Source organism: Trinickia soli (assembly GCF_002879855.1).
Lineage (GTDB): Bacteria > Pseudomonadota > Gammaproteobacteria > Burkholderiales > Burkholderiaceae > Trinickia > Trinickia soli.
The window spans coordinates 157175-177980 of sequence record NZ_PNYB01000012.1 but is presented as its reverse complement, the minus strand read 5'-3'; the positions used below and the strand labels follow the sequence as shown (position 1 = coordinate 177980).

18 protein-coding genes are annotated in these 20806 nt (G+C 62.1%); 5 read left to right on the top strand and 13 right to left on the bottom strand.

The window, feature by feature from the left end:
* Position 1: 1 nt before the first annotated feature.
* The 6 genes from galU to C0Z19_RS15850 form a co-directional block, all read right to left on the bottom strand.
* Complete coding sequence (galU, locus tag C0Z19_RS15875; RefSeq protein ID WP_102610782.1) at positions 2-892, bottom strand: UTP--glucose-1-phosphate uridylyltransferase GalU; 891 nt, start codon at positions 890-892, stop codon at positions 2-4.
* A gap of 240 nt (positions 893-1132) precedes the next feature.
* Positions 1133-3025 (bottom strand): glycosyltransferase, encoded by a 1893-nt coding sequence (locus C0Z19_RS15870; protein ID WP_102610781.1) that lies wholly within the window; start codon positions 3023-3025, stop codon positions 1133-1135.
* Positions 3026-3189: 164 nt separating this feature from the next.
* A complete protein-coding gene (locus C0Z19_RS15865) occupies positions 3190-5199 on the bottom strand; it encodes a collagenase (protein WP_102610780.1) in 2010 nt (669 codons plus the stop codon).
* A 153-nt stretch (positions 5200-5352) separates the two neighbouring features.
* Complete coding sequence (locus C0Z19_RS15860; RefSeq protein WP_102610779.1) at positions 5353-6828, bottom strand: efflux transporter outer membrane subunit; 1476 nt, start codon at positions 6826-6828, stop codon at positions 5353-5355.
* Between the two features lie 17 nt (positions 6829-6845).
* Entirely contained in the window at positions 6846-8504 is a 1659-nt protein-coding gene (locus C0Z19_RS15855) for an MDR family MFS transporter (protein ID WP_102610778.1), read from the bottom strand.
* Positions 8440-9582, bottom strand: a complete 1143-nt coding sequence (locus tag C0Z19_RS15850) for an HlyD family secretion protein (RefSeq protein ID WP_102610777.1) — start codon at positions 9580-9582, stop codon at positions 8440-8442. The genes C0Z19_RS15855 and C0Z19_RS15850 overlap by 65 nt, the downstream gene beginning before the upstream one ends.
* A 116-nt stretch (positions 9583-9698) precedes the next feature.
* On the opposite strand from C0Z19_RS15850, the gene C0Z19_RS15845 reads away from it, so the two are divergent.
* Both C0Z19_RS15845 and C0Z19_RS15840 read left to right on the top strand, forming a co-directional pair.
* Complete coding sequence (locus C0Z19_RS15845; RefSeq protein ID WP_102610776.1) at positions 9699-10475, top strand: CerR family C-terminal domain-containing protein; 777 nt, start codon at positions 9699-9701, stop codon at positions 10473-10475.
* A gap of 296 nt (positions 10476-10771) precedes the next feature.
* Positions 10772-11116 (top strand): cupin domain-containing protein, encoded by a 345-nt coding sequence (locus tag C0Z19_RS15840; RefSeq protein ID WP_102610775.1) that lies wholly within the window; start codon positions 10772-10774, stop codon positions 11114-11116.
* A 59-nt stretch (positions 11117-11175) separates the two neighbouring features.
* Here C0Z19_RS15840 and C0Z19_RS15835 read toward each other — a convergent pair whose 3' ends face one another.
* The 6 genes from C0Z19_RS15835 to C0Z19_RS15810 all read right to left on the bottom strand — a co-directional run bounded on the left by C0Z19_RS15835 (position 11176) and on the right by C0Z19_RS15810 (position 16323).
* Positions 11176-12141: a nucleoside hydrolase gene (locus C0Z19_RS15835; RefSeq protein WP_102610774.1), complete on the bottom strand. Its 966-nt coding sequence runs from the start codon at positions 12139-12141 to the stop codon at positions 11176-11178.
* On the bottom strand, positions 12138-12527 hold the full coding sequence (locus C0Z19_RS15830; RefSeq protein WP_102610773.1) for a cytidine deaminase: 390 nt from the start codon (positions 12525-12527) through the stop codon (positions 12138-12140). Before C0Z19_RS15830 ends, C0Z19_RS15835 begins: the two co-directional genes overlap by 4 nt.
* A gap of 38 nt (positions 12528-12565) precedes the next feature.
* Entirely contained in the window at positions 12566-13813 is a 1248-nt protein-coding gene (locus C0Z19_RS15825; RefSeq protein ID WP_425330287.1) for a NupC/NupG family nucleoside CNT transporter, read from the bottom strand.
* 145 nt (positions 13814-13958) lie between these two features.
* Positions 13959-14249, bottom strand: a complete 291-nt coding sequence (locus C0Z19_RS15820) for an H-NS histone family protein (RefSeq protein WP_102610771.1) — start codon at positions 14247-14249, stop codon at positions 13959-13961.
* Positions 14250-14418: 169 nt separating this feature from the next.
* Complete coding sequence (locus tag C0Z19_RS15815; RefSeq protein WP_233196166.1) at positions 14419-14697, bottom strand: hypothetical protein; 279 nt, start codon at positions 14695-14697, stop codon at positions 14419-14421.
* Between the two features lie 114 nt (positions 14698-14811).
* Positions 14812-16323 carry a sigma-54 interaction domain-containing protein gene (locus C0Z19_RS15810; RefSeq protein ID WP_102610770.1) on the bottom strand — a complete coding sequence of 504 codons (1512 nt, stop codon included), beginning with the start codon at positions 16321-16323 and terminating at the stop codon, positions 14812-14814.
* A 355-nt stretch (positions 16324-16678) separates the two neighbouring features.
* On the opposite strand from C0Z19_RS15810, the gene C0Z19_RS15805 reads away from it, so the two are divergent.
* Together C0Z19_RS15805 and C0Z19_RS15800 are read left to right on the top strand one after the other, a co-directional pair.
* The gene (locus tag C0Z19_RS15805; protein WP_102610769.1) at positions 16679-18082 is read left to right on the top strand and encodes a GntP family permease; all 1404 of its coding nucleotides are present in this window, start codon (positions 16679-16681) and stop codon (positions 18080-18082) included.
* A gap of 156 nt (positions 18083-18238) precedes the next feature.
* On the top strand, positions 18239-19078 hold the full coding sequence (locus C0Z19_RS15800; RefSeq protein ID WP_199180780.1) for an oxidoreductase: 840 nt from the start codon (positions 18239-18241) through the stop codon (positions 19076-19078).
* A 54-nt stretch (positions 19079-19132) separates the two neighbouring features.
* Here C0Z19_RS15800 and C0Z19_RS15795 read toward each other — a convergent pair whose 3' ends face one another.
* Entirely contained in the window at positions 19133-19702 is a 570-nt protein-coding gene (locus tag C0Z19_RS15795) for a J domain-containing protein (protein WP_102610767.1), read from the bottom strand.
* A gap of 374 nt (positions 19703-20076) precedes the next feature.
* On the opposite strand from C0Z19_RS15795, the gene C0Z19_RS15790 reads away from it, so the two are divergent.
* Entirely contained in the window at positions 20077-20646 is a 570-nt protein-coding gene (locus C0Z19_RS15790; protein ID WP_102610766.1) for a TetR/AcrR family transcriptional regulator, read from the top strand.
* Positions 20647-20806: the final 160 nt, after the last annotated feature.

Here is a 20806-nt window from a genome sequence, read left to right as displayed (position 1 = left end):
GTCAATGCGAAGACGGTGTGAGCTGGCCGACGCAGTCGCGCAGATACGCACCGAACGCCGAACCGATTTCGGGGTGCCGAAGCGCGAAGTCGACCGTCGCCTTCAGATAACCCAATTTGCTGCCGCAATCGAAACGCTGGCCGAAGTAGCGGTACGCGAGCACCTGCTCTTCCTCGAGCAGCGACTGAAGCGCATCGGTCAGTTGCAATTCGCCGAGCGCGGCCGGCTCGAGTCGACGCAGGTGATCGAAAATGCTCGGCATCAACACGTATCGGCCCACCACGCCGAGGTTCGACCGTGCGGCCTCGGGCGACGGCTTTTCGACGATACCCGACAGCTTGAAAATATCCTCCTCCCATTCGCGGCCTTCGACGATACCGTACGAACGCGAATCCTCACGCGCGATCGCTTCGACGCCGATGACCGTGCTGTGATAGTGATTGAAGACATCGATCATCTGCTTCATCACCGGCTCCGAGCCATGCAGCAGATCGTCGGCCAGGATGACGGCGAAGGGGCTGCCGGAAACGAGCTTCTCGGCGCAGAGCACCGCATGGCCGAGCCCCCGCGCAGCCGGTTGACGGACGTAGAAGCAATCGACGTGACTCGGTTTGATGCCTCTCACGAGGTCGAGCAGCTTTTCTTTGCCGCGCGCTTCGAGCTCTGCCTCGATCTCATACGAGGTGTCGAAATGATCTTCGATGGCGCGCTTGCTACGGCCCGTGACGAAGATGAGTTCCGTAATGCCCGCTTCGATAGCCTCTTCGACGGCATATTGGATCAACGGCTTATCGACGATGGGCAGCATCTCCTTGGGGCTTGCCTTCGTTGCCGGAAGGAACCGAGTGCCCAGTCCAGCGACGGGAAACACCGCTTTGGTAACTTTCAACATCGTTCGTTCCCTTGGGGAAATTGTTCGCGCGATAGCGGCGCGAGCCCATCCCAGCTGGACGCCGCCTGACCCGTGCGATCGGCTGCAATCGCACCGTACTCACCGACCGGTCCACTTCGTATTGCCGGCCTATCGCCAGTCTATGAACCCTCTCGCCGATCATGCGACGCGCATTGTTGATCCGAATCTGCCTTCAATACAGCTGTTCATTCGCATAGGGTCAACCGCGTAGCGGGTCATTCATCGCGCGCCGCGCATGGCCGCCTGAGCGAGCACGGCCGACACGGCGGCATCGGCCCTGCTCGTTCTCGACGCGTCTTCCTCGATCACGTCGATGGGCAGGCGCGAGGCTTTCATGAACGCTTCGAACGCCTGCTTCGAGGCCGGGCTATCGGCAATCGCCCGCTCGAGCGCTACGCGTGCGCACCATTTCAGCGCGGTGCGTTGAACCCGCCCCAAGGGATCCGCTGCCGTGGCATCACGCAAGTGCCATACCACCGGACGCCGGGCCAACAGGCCCGCCAATGCGCCGACGAGCATCGCGCGCGGCGTGTTGGCGTAGATGACGTCGACATGTCGTGCGCGCTTCGCCGTTTCGCGCACAAGCGATACGATCCCCGCAAGCGTCCGCGATTTCGGCACCCTCCGGCCGCCCCTCATTCCTCTGAGCATCGGGGCATCGAGCACATCGACCGTCACCCCGGCCTCTTCGAGCGCGAGGCGGAACGGACCATCGTCGAACAACACCACTTCGACCGATTCCCTAAGATGACTGGCCACGTTCAGCAACGAAACTTCCGCTTGATCGAGCCCGCCGCTCTGATCGAGCGCGAGCACGCGAACCCGGCCTCCGTCGTTCTTTTGCCCACCGCCGCCCGTATCGCCCGGCTGGCGACGCGCGCCGTCGCCATGCCGCGTGGCGCCCGGCATCACCTGCTCGACGAACCCCACGAATCGCTCCCGGAACGTTGCAATCGAAAAACGTTCGGCATTCGCACGACAATCGAGTGCCGAAAAGCGCTGCGCATGTTGTTCGAATTCGCGCACGGCGGCAACCACGGCCGGCACCGTTTGCTCGCGAAAGAAAAGGCCGGTCGGATGGGGCTGGCCCAGCTCGCGCACGGTTTCGAGCGCGCCGCCCTTACCGTATGCAATGACGGGCGTGCCGCACGCCTGTGCCTCGACGGGCGCAATGCCGAAGTCCTCTTCCGCCGCGAACACGAACGCTTTCGCCCGCCGCATGTGGTCATGTAGGACGGCGAATGGTTGATAGCCGAGGATCTCGACGTTCGGGCCCGCTTTCGCGCGAATCGCGTTCATCTCGGGGCCGTCGCCGATCACGACGAGGCGTTTGCCCGGCATCCGCGAAAACGCTTCGACGATCAGATCGATCTTCTTGTACGGCACCATCCGCGAAGCGGTCAGATAGAAGTCCTCCTTCTGCTCGCCCACCACGAACGATTGGACGTCGACCGGCGGGAAAATCACATCGGCATCGCGCCGGTAGACCTTTTTGATGCGCCGTGCGATGAATTGGGAATTGGCGACGAAATGATCGACCGAATTCGACGTGCGTGTGTCCCAGTTGCGGATGTAGTGCAGGATCATGCGTGCAATCATCGAGCGAAGGCCGCGCGTCAGATTCGACTGCTCCAAATATTGGTGCTGCAAATCCCAGGCGTAGCGAATCGGCGAATGCACGTAGCTGATATGCACCTGATCGGGGCCCGTCAACACGCCTTTCGCCACGGCGTGGCTGCTCGATATCACGAGATCGTAGGCGCCCAGATCGAGCTGCTCGATCGCGAGCGGCATCAGCGGCAGGTACGCGCGATACTTCTTTTTCGCGAGCGGCAGCCGCTGAATGAACGACGTCGTGGCCCGCTTTCCATGCAAAAACTTACGCTCCTCGACGAAATCGACGAGGCTGAACAGGTCTGCCTGTGGGAAACACCCGATCATCTGCTCGAGCACGCGCTCGGCGCCCGCATACGTGACGAGCCAATCGTGAACGATCGCAACGCGCGGTGCGCGCTTCATCGTTGCCGGCTGGCCTTGGACAGCACGATAGCTGTCGCCCGTGCGAGCGGGCTCCAACGTATCGGGTGAGTCGGCGAAAATGTCGTGGCTCATGCGCTTCTCCTCTAAGCGCCTTAGCCTACGAACAAACTATTCCGCGTAAACCCGCAAATTATTTCAAAAAAATGCAGACTCCCGCCCACGCTTGCCCGGAAGGGCTCTTGGGCGGTCGCATCGGCCTGCCCGGCGCGCTTTTTTAACGTTTTTTTTTGCGCTAATCAATGTGCCTGCAGAACGGGCTGGGGTCTGCCCCAAGGGGGTTGGGGCGTGCCTGCCGTCGTTGCGGTTGCGACCCACTGCGCGAATTCGTCGTCGAGGCTGCGCGGCAACTGCTGCATGTACGCTTGGTAAGCCTGATATTGCCCGGTGCGAAACATCGGCAGGATGGCCGCCAAATTTTCCGGATGGCGTTCGAACATGAAGCGCGTGGCCATGTAGCCCCAACGGTAAGCGCGATTCACGTAATCATCCATTGCATACGTATTGCCGAAGATCTCGCGCAAACGATATTGGCCGGTCTTCGCCGCCTCGATCGATTCGGCATCGTCGTTGCCGCGCGATATGAATTCGGCGAGCCCTTCGATCCACCAGACGGTGCTCTCCTGTGTCGCGGCGTCGAAATCGCCATACATGTCATAGCGGCCGTCCAGGTAGTGAACGAACTCGTGCTTGAGGTTCCACACCTCGAAGTGCGGTTTCAACCATGTCGCAACGAATGCAATGAAGCGCGGTTGATTCGTGAGAGATGACGGGTCGCCCTCGAGGTAAACGCCGCCGTTATCGACGTCGTTATCAAAAAACACGGGCGAATAGTGGTGATATTCGTCGCGGTCGGAAAAAACGACTGCTTCAAGCGTCGTATCGTTGTCGTCCGCTACCGGTCTTTCGTGCGTGGCAAGCATCGTATGAAAATACGAAGTCTCCTGGGTCGTCGCTGCGCAAGCCGCGCGTGCTTGCTCGGGCGTCAATGATTGTGCGCGCAACCGGACGATTCCACCCGCGCACTGATAGTGCTTCGACAAGATCGCCCGCGCCAACGGCTGTTCGAAATTGCACGTCTTGTAAAAACTGCAGTCCGCATCATCGTAGGCTTTCACGGCTTGCGCAGCGCTGAGCCAGATGTAGCGATCGGGCCCGTTCATCGTCGAATGGTCGAGCGCATCGGCAATCATGGTGCGCACGGTCGAGAGCAATGCCGGATGTTGCGCGAACCGGAACGCTTCGTTCGCCGCCTGTTCGAGCTGGTAGCCGGCATGCGCGTCCTGCAAGAGCATCGCCTCGTTTGCCTTCACGAAACCGTAGAGCGCCGTTGCGAACGATGGGTCGTTCTCCAATTGCGGCAGGGCATCGGTTCGCGTATGGGCGAAATAGAAAACCGTCAGGAGTCCTGTGAATCCATAACCGGCGTTGGGGTCGTCGAGCGCGCGTGCGGCGTGCGGATGCCGGGGCGTATTGGTGAACCGGATCACCCATCGTTTCATGAGATCGAGGTAGTCAGCCTCGTCGTGCATATCGGTGATCAACAACGCGACGGTTCCAGCCGTAGTCGGCGCCGCATGGTTCGGCGCGAACAGTGTGTTGCCGGCGACCAGCGCAACGATCGCCGGCCGCAGCCATGCACCGATCGCTTCGTCTATCGGATCGATACGACCTTCGTTTGCAAGCGAATAGGCCGCGCGGAAGAACACGCTCAGATTCGCCAACGCAAGGCTTTCGGGCGTATAGGAGACGGCGACGCTCGCGTAACGTTGCGCGACGGCGCTCAGATTCGCGTAGGAAAAGATGCGTGCGGCTAGCGACGGCGCCGCCGAAAACAGCGGCGTCAGGCAGTCTGCTTCAGGCAAAGCGGCGACATAGTCGGCGAGCGCGTCGCCCTGATAGCCCGCCAATGCGTTCATGTCGCGGCATGCGGCGTCGGTCTTCCTGCGCTCGCCGAGCGTCTTGCGTAGCTCGGGGGGAATCAGTTCGAGGCGAAGGCGATCTGTCGGCGGCAGATGATAGCGGCCCTCCGCTTGCGTCGGCGGCAGCAGCGACGGCTTGTACGGCATGGGCAACGCACGCGTATGCTTGGCGGCCGCGCCAATGTCGATCGCACTTCGCGGTTGACCGGCTATACCGTTCGCACCGCCGCCCATACTGCCACCCACATCGCCATGCGGCGAAGCCAATGCCCATGCGCATGTACAGGCAAGCATCGCAGTGCAAAGCGTATGCGCGATCGTTCTCATCACCCCTCCGGTAGACAGACGACGCCGCGCGATGCACACGATGTGCGTCGCGCGGCGTCGTCTGACCGAATGTAGGAGTGCGTCGACCGCAGGGGCAACTATTCAGTGTGATAGCTGCGCATAGCTGTATGTGTCATGTGGCTTGCGACAAACCTACCCCGCCTGAGATTGCCACCCCATGCCCAGGCTTTTCTGCAGCAATACGAAGTCCTTCAGCAGTTCGGCGTGGCCGGCGATGACATCCTGCTGCGCCGAAAACTGCGTGCGCTCGGTGTCGAGCAAATCGATCGCTGTCGCCACGCCTGCGCGATAACGCTGCTGCATCAGCGTCGATGCCCGTTGCGCCGAAGCGTCGACCTGCTCGAGCCTGGCGACGTGCTCGCGCTGATGACCATAGCGCGACAACGCCGCATTCGCGTCTTGCAGCGCGGCAAGCACAGCGTGTTCATAACGTGCGCTCGCTTCGTCCCGCGACGCTTTCGCGGAGCGGACATCGGCAGCGGTACGCCCGAAATCGAGCACATTCCATTGCAGATACGGAACGCCGAGCCACGAAAAGTTCGATTTCCTGAATAGATGCCCAGGGTCGGCTGCCGTGTACCCGAGGTCGCCCATCAGCGACACCTTCGGAAAATAGTCGGCCACATGTGCGCCGATTTGCGCGTTGCTTGACGCCAGCCGCCGCTCGGCCGCGCGGATATCGGGCCGCTGCCGCAACAGCGCGCCCGGATCGCCCACTTCGACCGCCGCCGGCAGGGTCGGCAACGGCTGGGTCGTGGCCAGTTCCGCGTCGAGTGTCCCCGGCGCGCGGCCCGTCAGCACGGCCAGGCGATCGAGCGATTCTGCGATCTGCTCGTCGAGCGGCACCAGCGCCGCGCGAGTCGTATCGACTTGCCCCGATAAACGCTCCACGTCGACATCGGCCGCCGTCCCATGCGTGCGACGCTCTTGCGTCAATGTCAGCATGCGTTGTTGCAAATCGGCCGATTGCCGCGCCAGGACGAGACGTTGTTGTTCGTCGCGCAGATCGATATACGCCTGCGCCACCTCGGCCGCGAGCGACACCTGCGTATCGGCGAGATCGGCATCGAGTGCATCGGCTTGGGCCGATGCCGCTTCGATCGAGCGCCGCGTGCCGCCGAACAAATCGATCTCCCACGACGCGTCGAGCCCTGCCGTGTACAGCTGCAACGGCCCGCGGCCGCCGCCGTTGCCGCTTCCATTCCCCCCCGAGGACAACGCCGACAAATCGGGGCTGCGCATGCGCACGGCCGCGGCGTCGGCCGACACTTTCGGAAGCGCCTTCGCCTGCTGGCCCATCAACTGCGCCCGCGCCTCGCGCAAGCGCGCTTGCGCCGCATGCACGTCGGGATTGTGAGCGAGTGCGGCTTCGACGAGTGCGTCGAGTTGCGGATCGCCCAGCGCACGCCACCATGCGCTCACCGTGGGTGCGGCGGCGACTACGCCGGAGGCAGGCGCACGCACGAACGCGGATGCTCGCAGCGCATCGGCCGCCACGGGCGGGGCACCATGATAGTCGGGACCGACCGTACACGCCGCCAACGCGCAGAGTGCGGCCGGCGCACAGATGGCGATGGCGAATCGAGGAGGAAAGCGACGAATCGACATAGACGTGTTCAATAAAATCAATGGCCGGACGAGGGCGGGCTACCCGGTTGCGCCGCGGGTGTTCTGAGCAACAGCGCGAGCGGAATACACGCCAGCAGCGCGATGGCGAGCAGATAAAACGTTTCTGAGTACGTCATCACGGCGGCCTGCTGTTGGATCTGTGCGGCCAGTTGTGCGAGCGCCTGCATCTTCGCGTAAGCGGCATCGCCTGTTCGTGCGAGCCAACCCGCCGCGCTGGCCGCGATCCGTTCCTGACCGATCGACGAATTGGCCGTCACCGTTTCGCGCAGCGCGGCAACGTGAAACGCGTTGCGGCGATCGATGACCACGCCGATCACGGCCAGCCCTATCGAGCCGCCGAGATTGCGCGCCATGTTGTAGAGCCCGGCTGCGTCGCCCGAGTCTTCGCGTGAGACGGCCGACATCGACGCTTGATTGAGCGGCATCATGGCAAGCATCTGGCCGACGCCGCGCAGCAACTGCGACCAGATGAAATCGTGCCCCGCGCTCTGTGCCGTCAGGCTCGTATCGAGCATGCAACTGACGGCAAAGCAAACGAGCCCGCCGATCACCATCACGCGAAAATCGACCTTGCCCAGCAAGCGCGGCAACAACGGCATCATGAGGAAGGCGGGCACGCCCGAGAGCAGCATGATGTCGCCCGATTGCTCCGCGTTATAGCCCGAGATGAGGCTCAAGAACTGCGGCACGAGATAGGCCACGCCGTAAAGGCCCGCACCGACCGCCGACACGATGACGATCACGCTCGCATAACGCGGGTTGCGCAGCAGCGAAAGCCGCATGATCGGCTTGCGCGCGACGAACTGCGAGATCGCGATCAGCACGAACCCCAGCGCGGTGATCAGTGCGAACGTGACGATTTCGCCCGATTCGAACCATTGATGGCGCTGCCCTTCTTCGAGCACGAGCGTGAGCGAGCTGAGGCCGATCGAAAGGCCGACGATGCCGATCCAATCGGCGTTGATGAAGTCGTGCCAATGCGGCCGATCGGCTGGCAGCCCGGCAAGCAGCAACGCGATCAATGCGGCACAAACCGGGAAGTTGATGAAAAAGCACCACTTCCACGAAACGTTTTCGGCGAGCCAACCGCCGAGCACGGGGCCGAGCAAAGGCCCGAGCAACACGATGAGGCCGAAAATCGTCATGCCGACGGGGAGCTGGGCGCGCGGTAGCCGCGTACGAATGATCGTTTGCGCCGTGGGGATCATCGCCCCGCCCGTGAAGCCCTGCCCCACGCGGCCGATGATCATCCATTCGAGCGAATGCGATGCGCCGCACATCATCGAGAACGCCATGAATAAAGCGGCATTCGTCAGCAGGAAATTGCGCAATCCGAATACGCGCGTGAGCCAGGCCGCGAGCGGGATCATGACGATCTCCGACATCAGGTAGCCCGTGGAAATCCACGTGCCTTCGGTGCCCGTCGCGCCCACCGAGCCTTGGATTTGCGGCAACGCCGAGTTCGTGATCGAAATGTCGAGCGTCGCCATCAACGCCCCGAGCGAGCCGGCCGCCACGGCAATCCAATCGACGGCGCCCGCCCGTTCGGGGTGGGACGGCGCGCCCGCGGCATTTGCCGCCAAGGTTGCGTCAGCCACGGGAAGCGCCGCCGGAGGACTGGCGGCCGCCCGCGTGTGCCGACCGCGTATCGACATCGACCGTCACCGACAGGCCCGGCAACAGCAGGCTGCGCGTTTGCGGATCGGCATCGACGCGAATGCGCACGGGCACGCGTTGTACGATTTTCGTGAAATTGCCGGTCGCGTTTTCCGGCGGCAGCAACGCGAACTGCGCACCCGTGCCCGGTGCAAAGCTATCGACGACACCATGGAGATCGACGCCGCGCAACGCATCGATATGAAGCGTGGCGGGCTGACCGGGGAACATATGGCCGATCTGCGTTTCCTTGAAATTCGCTTCCAGATAGATGCTTTGCACGGGCACGACCGTCAGCAATCGCGTACCGGGCTGCACGTATTGACCAATTCGCACGGATCGATCGCCGATGCGGCCCGCGATCGGGCTATAGAGCGTCGTGTCATGGACATCGAGCTGCGCCTGTTGCAGGCTCGCACGCGCGGCCTCCAGCTGAGCGCGCGCCTGCGCGATTTGAGCCGTGGTGGCGTCGATCTGCGTTTGCGCCGATCGTACCGCGGCGGCATTGGCCGCGAGCGTCGCCCGTGCCTGGTCGCGCGTACTGACGAGGCTCGCCAGGCGTTCGCTCGTTTCCGCACCGGTTGCCGCAAGCGGTGCATAGCGGCTGACATCGTCTTGCGCGTGCCGCAACGCAACGCTGCCCACTTGTTCCTGAGCCTGCGCCTGCGCCACGGCCGCCTGCTGTTGCCGCAAGTCGGCCTGGGCTCGGGCAAGATCGGCTTCGCGCGCGTCGACGGTCGCCTGCGCCTGCGCAAGCGATGCTTCGTACTGCCGACTATCGAGGCGCGCGAGCGGTGCGCCGGCGGCCACGTTTTCGTTGTCGCGCACGAGCACCTCGGTGACATAGCCGCTGATTTTCGGGGCCACGGTGACGCTGTCGGCTTGCAGATACGCGTCGTCGGTGCTTTCGACAAAACGCCCGACGGTCCACCAATGCACCAGCCACACGATGCCGACGACCAGCGCGACGATCAGCAACGCGATCAGCCAGCCCCGCCTGCGCGCGCGCCGCGGGCCGTTCGCACCGGCCTCTTGCTGCGTGTTCTCGCGCGGCCGCGCGTCGATGGTCGTAGACATGTTCGGGAATCCTCTGAGGGCTGAAGCGGACACAATTATTCCAGTTGGAAAATTTGTGTCAAGTGATATATTTTTGACCGGTGTACTATCCGCGGTCGTGTGTAAGGATTGGAGTCATGAGCGAAACGAAGCGCCTTCGCCGTTCGACGGAAAGCGGCTATGCACGCGGAGAGGAGACGCGCCTTCGCATCATCGAGGCAGCGATCGACCTGTTTGGGGAACGTGGTTTCGTTGCCGCGTCGACGCGCGAGATCGCGGCGCGCGCCGGCGTGAACGCACCGGCGCTGCAGTACTACTTCGAAAACAAGGAAGGGGTTTACCGGGCCTGCGCGGAGCACCTTGCCAGTGAGGTGTGGGTCAAATTCGAACCCGTCGTGCGCAGCGGATTGGAAACGCTCGACACGACCGATGATGTGGCCCGGCTGATCGAGGCGTTCGTCGCGATTCAGGATGTCATGATCGATAAGGCCATGACTACGCCTTCCGCGCCCACCTTGAAGCTTTTTTTCGTCCGCGAGCAAGGGGGTCAAGAGCCGCCGATCGCCACCGAAATCTTTCAGCAGCGCGTACGAGGGCCTTTGAACCGGGTCGCACTCGCACTTGTGGCGAAAATCTGCGGCACGACGCCCGACGATCCGCGCACAATTTTGCGCCTGCTGACGCTGCACGGACAATTCATGTCGTTCCACACGGCGCCGCGCAGCGTGATGACGTTGCTCGGATGGTCGACGATGGATGCCGCGAAGATCGACCTCGTCAAGCAAACGATCTTCGCCAACACGCGCTCGCTGCTGCAATTGTGGTCGGTGGAACGCGAGACGGCAGCGCCTGTACGTCAATCGCGAGCAACCCACGGCAAGGAAAAAGCAGCCGCCTCACGCCGCAAGGGTTGAGGCGCATGGTTCGCTCATACGGCGTGCCGCATGGCGACGTCCTCTAAAGGTGAGTGTTTGCGGGATTCATCGCGGCGCGACGCCCGGAGCCTTTGCCATCAAGGCTCCGGCAAAGGCGCTGGGCTCTTGAGGTGAGGGTTTTCGGGACCTGGTGCTGACGACGCACGGCGCCTCGCGTTGCGCGTTGCGCGTTGCGAATCCGACTGGCATGCTCGCATCGTCTCGAAGTGTCCATGTTCGATGTCCTGCGCCGAACCGAGAATCACAACGACTGCCTCCGTCCCCGAGGAATCCGTATGAACCCAATCCCTGACGACGTGCTCCGCATTGCGCACTCCGATGCAGCGCGCACGCTGGCCGCCCTTCCGCAACCGTTCACGGTGTTGTTTCAGCGCGCCGACGTATCGGTCGAACTATTCGCGCCTCGCGGCGCCGATACTCAGAAGCCACATACACGCGATGAGCTTTATATCGTCGCGACGGGCTCAGGCGTCTTCATGCGAGCGGGGGAACGGACAGCGTTTCAAGCCGGCGATCTGCTGTTCGTTCCTGCGCATGCCGAGCACCGGTTCGAGCAGTTCACGCCCGATTTCAGCACGTGGGTGATCTTCTTCGGCGCTGAGCAGCCCGCCTCGACGTAGACATAGACGACATCGACGGCCCGAGGCATCGAAGCCCCGCACTGCCTCACTGCCTCCCGCTAGACCTTGCCGCACAACGTGCGCGCATAGAGGTCGAGTATCTGCGCAGCATCCGCCTCGACGCACACTTCGCACGGCGGGCGGCCATCCCAATCGGGAGCGGGCGCGGGGAACGTCATGAGCTTTTGAATCGTGTGGCCCACTGCGATGCCTTCGGTCAGGACGCGTACCGGCCCTGTCCTCGTCACATACAGATGCGGCGCCAGCAGATAGGCAACGGCCGACGAATCATGCACGTAGATGCCGCCAAGCCCCGCGCTCGACAGATGAAACGCTTCGTAAAACCGCGAAACGTCCCAGACGAAACGGCCGACGTCACCGGCATCGTCGCGCAGCTTCGCCAGGTAATCGGTCGTCATCACGATGCGTTCGGTGACGTCCAGGCCGACGATGGCCACGGACCATGGCGCACCGAATACGATGTCGGCCGCATCGGGATCGCCGAGGATGTTGGCTTCGGCGGCCGGCGACACATTGCCATTCACACCGTCCGTGCCGAACGCGCCGCCCATCACCACCACCTGCTTCACGAGCGAAGCGATTTCCGGGTCTTCTCCGAGGGCAAGCGCGAGATTCGTCAGCGGACCGACGGCAACGAGCGAGACTTGATGCGGATGCGCGCGAACCGTATCGATGATGAACCGATGAGCGCTGCGCGCATCGAGCGCGCTTTGGTCGGCCGAACGCAAACCCGTATTGCCCAGGCCGTCGCTGCCATGAATCCAATCGACGGGAGCCGGCGCCGCACGGCGCAGCGGCGCGGCCGCGCCGCGTGCGACCGGCACGCCGGGTGCGAACCGCTGCGCGAGATACAGCGCGTTGCGCGTGGTTGTCTCGATCGTCGAATTGCCGAAGACGCTCGTCACGCCGAGCAGTTCGATTTGCGGATGCAGCGCCTGAAACACGAGCGCCATCGCGTCGTCGACGCCGGGGTCGGTATCGTAGATGACTTTATGCATGATCAGAGAGAGAAAGCATCAGGCAATTGTTCGCGCGCAGTCGTATCGCGTGTATCGCCACGGAGATTGCCGAGTCGAATGGCGAGATCGGGCCCGCCAAGTTCGATGATGACCTGACGGCAAGCCCCGCAAGGAGCAATCGGCCCGTCGGTATCGCCGACGACCGCAAGCGCGGCAAATTCGTCGCGCTGGCAACCTGCCGCGACGGCGCTGAAAAACGCGGTGCGCTCGGCACAATTGCAGAGACCGTACGAAGCGTTTTCGACATTGCAACCCGCAAAGACGCGGCCATCCTTCGTCAGCAGTGCCGCGCCGACCTTGAATTTCGAGTACGGAGCATAGGCGTTTTCGCGCGCCGCTTTCGCTTTATCGAGCAATTCGTCCAACTTCATAGCCGGCCTCGTCCTTTCACGTTCGAACCATCAGGCGTTTAATGAAACGTCAAAAACATACCCGCAATCGTCGCGCTCATCAGATTCGACAGCGTACCGGCGAGCACGACGCGTAACCCGTAACGCGCAACTTCCGAACGGCGCTCGGGCGCGACGGCGCTGAAACCGCCCGTCAATACGGCGATCGAGGCGAAGTTCGCAAAGCCGCACAGCGCGAACGACAAAATCGCAAGCGTACGCGGCGTCAGCATCGGCAGCCCCGCCGCCGCCACGCTGGCCGCATCCTTCAAATAGGGCGAAAGCGATGCGTAGGCCACGAATTCGTTCAGGATGATCTTTTGCCCGAGGAAGTTGCCCGCCACCATGGCTTCGCTCCACGGCACGCCGATCAGATAAGCCAGCGGCGCAAACACGGCGCCGAGAATCGATTGCATCGACAGCTGTGGATGACCGAACCACCCGCCGATGCCGCCGACCAAACCATTTAGGAGTGCTATCAAACTGACAAACGCAATCAGCATCGCCCCAACCATCACGGCGATCTTCAAGCCCACCGTGGCGCCGGAGCTGGCCGCTTCGATCACATTGGCCGGGCGCCGCTCGTCGAAACTGAGCTGATCGAGTTGCACCGGGCTCGGTTCGGTCGTCGGATGGAGGATCTTCGCGAACAACAGGCCGCCTGGCACGGCCATGAACGAGGCGGCCAGCAAGTATTGAATCGGCACGCCCAGCCCCGCATAACCGGCCAGGACTGAACCGGCCACGGCGGCCATTCCGCTCGACATGACGGCGAACAGTTCGGCGCCGGTCATATCGCGCGCGAACGGTTTGACGACGGCCGGCATTTCGCTTTGCCCGAGAAAAATCGTCGTGACGGCGGAAAACGATTCGAGCTTCGATACGCCGAGCAGGCGCTGAAACAGCGTCCCAAGCACGAGCACGATCCAGCGCATGACCCCGACGTAATACAGCACGGAGATCAAAGCCGTCACAAAAATAATGGCCGGTAGGACGCGGACGGCGAATACGAAACCGCCTTCGCCGAATAATGCAAACATTTTCGATTGAACGAGCCCGCCGAACAAGAACTCGATGCCCGCGTTGCCGTAATCGAGAACCCGATTGACGCCGGCCGCCATATCGGCCAACACGACTTTACCGAACGGTACGAACAGCACGAACGCGCCGATCGCCACCTGCGCGAGCAACGCGGAGACGACCGTGCGCGGCCGGATCGCGCGACGGTTGGTCGAAAAAATAAAAGCGATAGCCAATAGCGCGGCCATTCCGAGCACATTGCGTGCGATCGAAGGCATATTCTTTCGAATCAAGAACTTTCGTTGAACCAGCGGGAATGCTGAGAGAAACCGCAGCCGAACGAAAAGCGCAATCGCGACTTTCGTTCGGCCCGGTGCCGCCTGAAGGCGGAAATCACTGCTCGATCAGAAACTTCTCGCGCCGTTTGCCAAGCCATGCCGGGGCGCGCCCGCGGCCGGTCCAGGTAGCGCCCGTTTTCGGGTCGCGGTACTTGGGGGGCAAAGAGGACGTTTTACGCGACGCCGTGCGTTTGCTCGAAAAACCAAGCTCTTCCGCGGTAATGCCGTATTCCGCTATCTGCTCCTTGATTTGCGCGATCGTGTTGGCCAGCTCTTTTTCGCGCGCCGCTTCCACTTGGGCTTGTACTTTCGCTAGCTGCTCGGTCAACTGCCGGTAAGTCGCCATAGACTTTCACCTCCTTGTTTGAGTGACTTGAATGACGGTTAATGCTCCTCTGACTGCCAGTTCGCGCAAAAGTGCAATCGCCCGGGCGACCATAGCGACAGCAAGCTACGGACCGCAACGAGCTTCGGCCGCCGCGCGATGCAGCCAAGCCACGACTCACGTTCGCCAATCATTTGGCCTTGCAGGCGAACAGTAAATTATTCGCTCCGTCCTGGGTCGATTGGGCAATGACGTCGATATCGCCTTGGCATATGCCGCGTGCATGCTCTATGCAATTGTCCCAAGGGCCGGCGGCCGAGCATTGCACGGCCGTCGTGGGACGCCCGTCGCTCGTGAACAGTGGCGCGCTGCCGCCGCATCCCGCCAGCAGCGCCGCGCCCAACGACGCCGCCGCGACCAGGCGCAGCGACGCGCCCGCGCGCAAATGAAACAAAGACGTGCCTTGCATTGAACAAACTCCTTTGGCCTGAAGTTCTTTTTTCGATTGGCCGGAGTATGCCACGGCATAACCCGCGCGCCATGAAGACGATGCCTCATTACGCTCGCCATCCATCGAATTTCTTCAAATCGCGATGTTCAACGCCGCGATCTTCTTATAAAGCGTGGCTCGCCCCATCCCGATCCGTGCCGCCGCTTCGGCTACCCGACCGCCCGTGGCGCGCAGCGCATCGCATAAATAGCGCCGCTCGAAATCGGCCATGGCCTGCGCATAGGAATCGGTCCCGCCCGGTTGCACCTGCGCGGCGGCCTCGGCTTTGCGGTCCGCGCTGGCGAAGGCCGAACCCGGGTTCGATGCGGGTGCCGCGCCTGCGATCGATCCCCGGTCCGGCAATACGGATGCGCCGATAAAAGGCGCGAGTGTGCGCGCATCGATTCGCTCGGTGTCGCACAGCATGACCGCACGTTCGAGCGTGTTGCGCAATTCGCGGACATTGCCGGGCCAGTCATAGGCTGCCAATAGGCGCAGCGCGTCGTCTTGCAATTCGAAATGACGGCCGTGCCCGCCACGACCCGGCGTCGATAAGTCCTCCAAAATGGCGTAGGCCAATGCTTCGATATCGGAGCGTCGCGCGCGCAATGGCGGCGCATGAATCGTCAATACGTTGAGCCGATAAAAGAGGTCCGCGCGAAAACGCCCCGCGGCGACGAGCGCCGGCAGATCCGCCGACGTAGCCGCGACGATCCGCACATCGGTGCGCACGATACGGTTCGAGCCCAATGGCTCGAATTCCTGGTCCTGCAACACGCGCAGCAACTTGCCCTGCAACGGCAACGGCATATCGCCGATCTCGTCGAGAAACAGCGTACCGCCATTCGCGAGTTCGAACTTGCCCACCCGGCCGCGCCGTTCGACGCCCGTATAAGCGCCGGGCGCTGCACCGAAAAATTCGACTTCGAGCAGCGTATCGGGGATCGCGGCGACGTTGACCGTCACGAGCGGGCCTTTCGCGCGCGCCGACGTTCCATGGATTGCATGCACCAGCAGTTCCTTGCCCGTACCCGTTTCGCCGAGCAACAACACGGGTGAATCGACATACGATGCGCGGCGCGCCTGGCGCTTGACTTCGAGACTGGCCGCGCTCGTACCGACGAAGCTCGCCAACGTGTATTTCGCACGGCGCGCCTGCGCGAGCGACTGCCGGGCCGCAATCAGTTCTTCCTGAACGCGCGAATAGTGCGAGAAGAGCGGCGTCAGCGATTTCATTTCGTCGAACAATGCGAAGCCGACCGCGCCCACTGTACGACCCGCTTCGTCCTTGAGCGGCAAGCGCATAACGACGAGCGGCTCGCGTCCGTTTTCGAGCATATCGAGCAAAATCGGCTTGCCCGTCTGCACGACCTCGCGCATGAGGCTGTTCGGAATCACCGTTTCGCAATCGAGGCCGATCGCTTGCCGGCTATCGGCGAAGCCGAAGCGCGCAGCGTAACGTTCATTGATCCAGACGATGCGTGCGTCGGCATCGACGATGAGCGTGCCTTCGCTGAAATTTTCGAAGGTTCGGAATAGCGAGTCCATCGCGCGGCGCAAGATCGCGCTGTAGTCGGCAGGCACGCCGATAAGGTCGGTCTTCATCCGAAGGGTCCAATGTCGTAGTGCGGGCGCTCGGGTTGGAGTTCGATTTGAACCTGCTCGCTGTTCGTCGCCCTGTCTCCAATGGGAGACAGCATATCTCAAATCAGAGACATGGCTCAAACGCCTGTCTAAACGTCCTTTTCGACGTATCGATAAGCTCTTTGATCGTTCCGAGGACCTTGAATGTCTCCATTCGTAGACGATCCAGCTGCATTTGGCACTCGCGTTCTCTTTCCATGACGTTGGATGTCACGCGAAACGCATTCCGGCGCGCAATGGCACGGAACCTGCAATGTCGGCTGCCTGCTTTTCCCTGTGCGCTCGCTGGCACTCACAATCACAACCCGGAGACCCGATGTCGTTCGTCATCGTCCTTGCCGCCCTGGCGTTCCTGATGTTCGCCGCCTACCGCGGCTACAGCGTCATTCTGTTCGCGCCGATCGCCGCTCTCGCGGCTGTCCTGTTGACCGATCCCGCAGCGGTCGCGCCCGTGTTTACGGGCATCTTCATGGAGAAGATGGTCGGCTTCGTCAAACTGTATTTCCCCGTGTTTTTACTTGGCGCAGTGTTCGGCAAAGTGATCGAGCTGGCCGGTTTTTCCGAGGCAATCGTTGCCGCGGCCATTCGTTATATCGGCCGCGGCCGCGCCAATGCGGTGATCGTCGCCGTTTGCGCATTGCTGACGTACGGGGGCGTATCGCTATTCGTTGTCGTATTCGCGGTTTATCCGTTTGCAGCCGAGCTTTATCGACAAAGCGATATCCCGAAGCGGCTGATGCCGGGCGCCATTGCGCTCGGTGCCTTCTCGTTTACGATGGATTCGCTGCCGGGCACGCCGCAAATTCAGAACATCATCCCGAGCGCATTTTTCAAAACGACGGGATGGGCCGCGCCGGCACTCGGCACGATCGGCTCGTTGTTCATCATCGTGGTCGGGCTTTCGTATCTGGAGTGGCGTCGCCGATCGGCGCTGGCGAAGGGCGAGGGGTACGGCACGTCGCTCGTCAACGAACCCGAACATGTCGGCACGGCTACGTTGCCGCATCCGCTCGTGGCGCTCGCGCCGCTCGTGCTCGTCGGCGTGGCGAACTTCGCGTTGACCAAGCTGATTCCGCAGTGGTATGGCGCCGGTACCTATACGGTGCCGCCCGATGTGCTGCCCGGCGTGCATGCACCGTTGTCCGCGACGATCAAAACCGTCGTGGCCGTGTGGTCCGTTGAAGGGGCATTGATCGCGGGCATCGTGCTGGTCGTGCTGACGGCATTCAATCGCGTGCGCGAGCGCTTCGCAACGGGCACGAAGGGCGCTGTCGCGGGGGCATTGCTGGCGTCGATGAACACCGCTTCGGAATATGGCTTTGGTGGGGTCATCGCCGCATTGCCGGGTTTTCTGGTGGTGGGCGGCGCGTTGAAGTCGATTCCGAATCCGCTTGTGAATGCGGCGGTGTCCGTCAGTTCGCTTGCGGGAATTACGGGGTCCGCTTCGGGCGGTATGAGCATCGCGCTCGCGGCCATGTCCGATTGGTTCATCAAGAACGCGAACGCAGCGCATATTCCGCTTGAAGTACTGCATCGCGTCGTGGCCATGGCAAGCGGCGGAATGGATACGCTGCCGCATAATGGCGCCGTGATCACGCTGCTGGCTGTCACGGGGCTCACGCACAGGGAATCGTATCGCGACATCTTTGCCGTGACGGTAATCAAGACATTGGCCGTGTTTTTTGTGATCGGCGTCTATTACGCGACGGGGATCGTTTGAGCGAAAGGGCCTTGGGCCCTTTTACCGCACTTTCAAATCAGCAGCACGCTGCGCAATCTTCTTCAGGGCCGTACCTTCCGTTACACGAGCAAATGCCGCTTGCCTTAGCATAGACACCGGACTTCACACGAACGCCAAACGGAGGAATCGATGGCCATTACGCAAAGCAAGCTGTTCTTCATCACCGGTGTCAGCACCGGCTTCGGGCGGGCGCTGGCGCAGGCGGCGCTCGCGGACGGACATCGCGTCGTCGGCACCTTGCGGGATCAAACGGCGCTAGGCGAATTCGAACTGCTCGGCCCCGGCCGTGCCATCGGTAAGCTGCTCGACGTCACGCACACCGAAGAAATCGCCGGCGTCATCGCCGATGTCGAGGGCAAGGTCGGCCCGATCGACGTGTTGGTCAATAACGCAGGCTACGGTTACGAAAGCATCCTCGAAGAATCGACGCTGGAGGAGTGGCGCAAGCAATTCGACGTCAACGTGTTCGGCGCCGTCGCGATGATGCAGGCCGTGCTGCCTTACATGCGCCGCCGCAAACGCGGGCACATCGTCAACATCACGTCGATGGGCGGCTACATTACGATCGCCGGCTTGAGCAGCTATCACGGCACGAAGTTTGCGCTCGAAGGCATTTCTGATTGCCTCGCCAAGGAGGTAAAAGACCTCGGCATCAAAGTCACCGCCGTCGGCCCGGGCGCGTTCCGCACCGATTGGGCGGGCCGTTCGATGATGCGCGAGCAACGCTCGATCGCCGATTACGACGCCGTGTTCGAACCCATTCGCGCGCGTCGTCAGGCATTGAGCGGCAACCAGCCCGGCGATCCGGCCAAAGCCGCGCGCGCAATCCTCGAGATCGTGGCGGCAAGCGAGCCGCCCGTGCATCTGTTGCTGGGCCCCGACGCGGTCAAGCTCGTCAACGAGAAGCTCGACGCGTTGCGCGCCGAACTCCATCAATGGGAGTCGCTGTCGAAGTCGACCGATTTCTCGTCTTGAACGGTCGTTCGTTATTCGTCGAAATCGATCATGCGTCTACGGACGCTACGGAGGTTACGGACGTATACCGAACATGCCATGCCACAGCGTGCTAAAGAGCCCCGCATGGGTAGCGGCTTCGGTGTGTTCATCGGCGCTCTCGCCGGCTTCGCCGCCCTCGGCCGCCGCTTGCGAGCGCGATGCGGATAGCGCTGCAACGCCGTCGGCAATGCGAGCAGCGAGTGCTTCGTCACAGCCGCGGCCCAGCAAGACGCCGAATACGACGTCGCGGTTATGCCCGCGCTCGCTGTAGCGCAGCGCCAGCGCAACGTACTTCTCGTAACGCTCGCGTTCGGCCTGCGCCGCGCGTTCGGCACGCTCGGCGCGGGCGCGCACCTCTTGCTCCTCGCGGCCGCGCAGCTTGCTCATCTCCTGCGCGAACACGGCGTCATACACCTTGCGCTGCGCGGGATCCGACAAGATCGCATACGCTTCCTTGATTTCCTGAAATGCATCATGGGCAGCCGCCTCCCTGCCCTTGTTGCGATCGGGATGCGCGCGCATCGCGGCCTTCCGATAGGCGCGCTTGATTTCATCGTCGGAGGCGGCCTCATGCACGCCCAGCGTTTCGTACAACGTCGCCATGTCTCGTCGAGGGGGAAGTTGCCGGGGAAGTCGATCCTAACACCTGGCCGCCCCCTTGCGATGCGTGCGTCGAATCTCGCAAGGCTTTCGTCAGCCGGCCGCGTCCATCCAGGACGACGCACGATTCCAGGCTGAAATAAAACGACCGTCTTATCTGATTCTTCAGCCGGGGGGCTTGATTTCAGCGAGCGCTTCGATTTGAATGACGAGGCTTCGAGATCATTCCGTGCATTGAGAGCGTGCGCGGTAGCCCGAACCCGGTCCTGCCTGGCGAAAACGTTTCTTCCCAAAGCCATCCTTGGGGGAGAACGATCGCCCCTTGACAGGATTCGACGCGGGAACACATAACTTTCACTATAGAAGCGGGCCTCTAAATGAGCGAAAAAAAGAAAGCCTTGATTGAAACCGCAACTCGCCTATTTTCACAGTTCGGTTTTCACGCCGTCGGCATCGATCGCATCATCGCCGAATCGCGCGTCGCCAAGATGACGATGTACAAGCATTTCCCTTCAAAGAGCCGCCTTGTCGTGGAAGTGCTGAACGAACAAGGCGCGGCGCTGGCGGCAGGGATCGCGGCTGCCGGCGCCGCGCACTCCGATGCAATGGACAAACTTCACGCGATTTTCCAGTGGCACGACGCCTGGTTCCGCTCGGAGACATTCACAGGGAACCTGCTCGTTCACGCCGCCGCGGAGTTTCACGCCGAAGAAAATGAAATCCTCGCTGCGTCGCAAGCCCAACGCGGCGCCTTTGTGCATTCGCTGCAACGGATCCTGGACGAACGTTTCGACAGCGAGACAGCCGCGCGGCTCGCCCGTCGCTGCGCGCTGCTGATCGACGGCGCCACGCTCGCGCGGCAGTTGAGCGGCCGCATCGATGCGGCGCGCGACGCCTGGGAAATCGCCCAGGCCCTGCTCGAAAACGAGCGCATGCACGTGGCTTGAATATCGATAGCGCCGCCGGCCCAACAGCCGACGGCGCGCGAGTTCGGGAATTCGGGAATTCGGGAATTCGAGAATTCGGTAGCGTCAACCCCTGACGCTACCGGTGTGGCGTGTTGTGTTCGCGCACTTTTAAAACCCTCTGTGGTGGGCGAACTTCGCG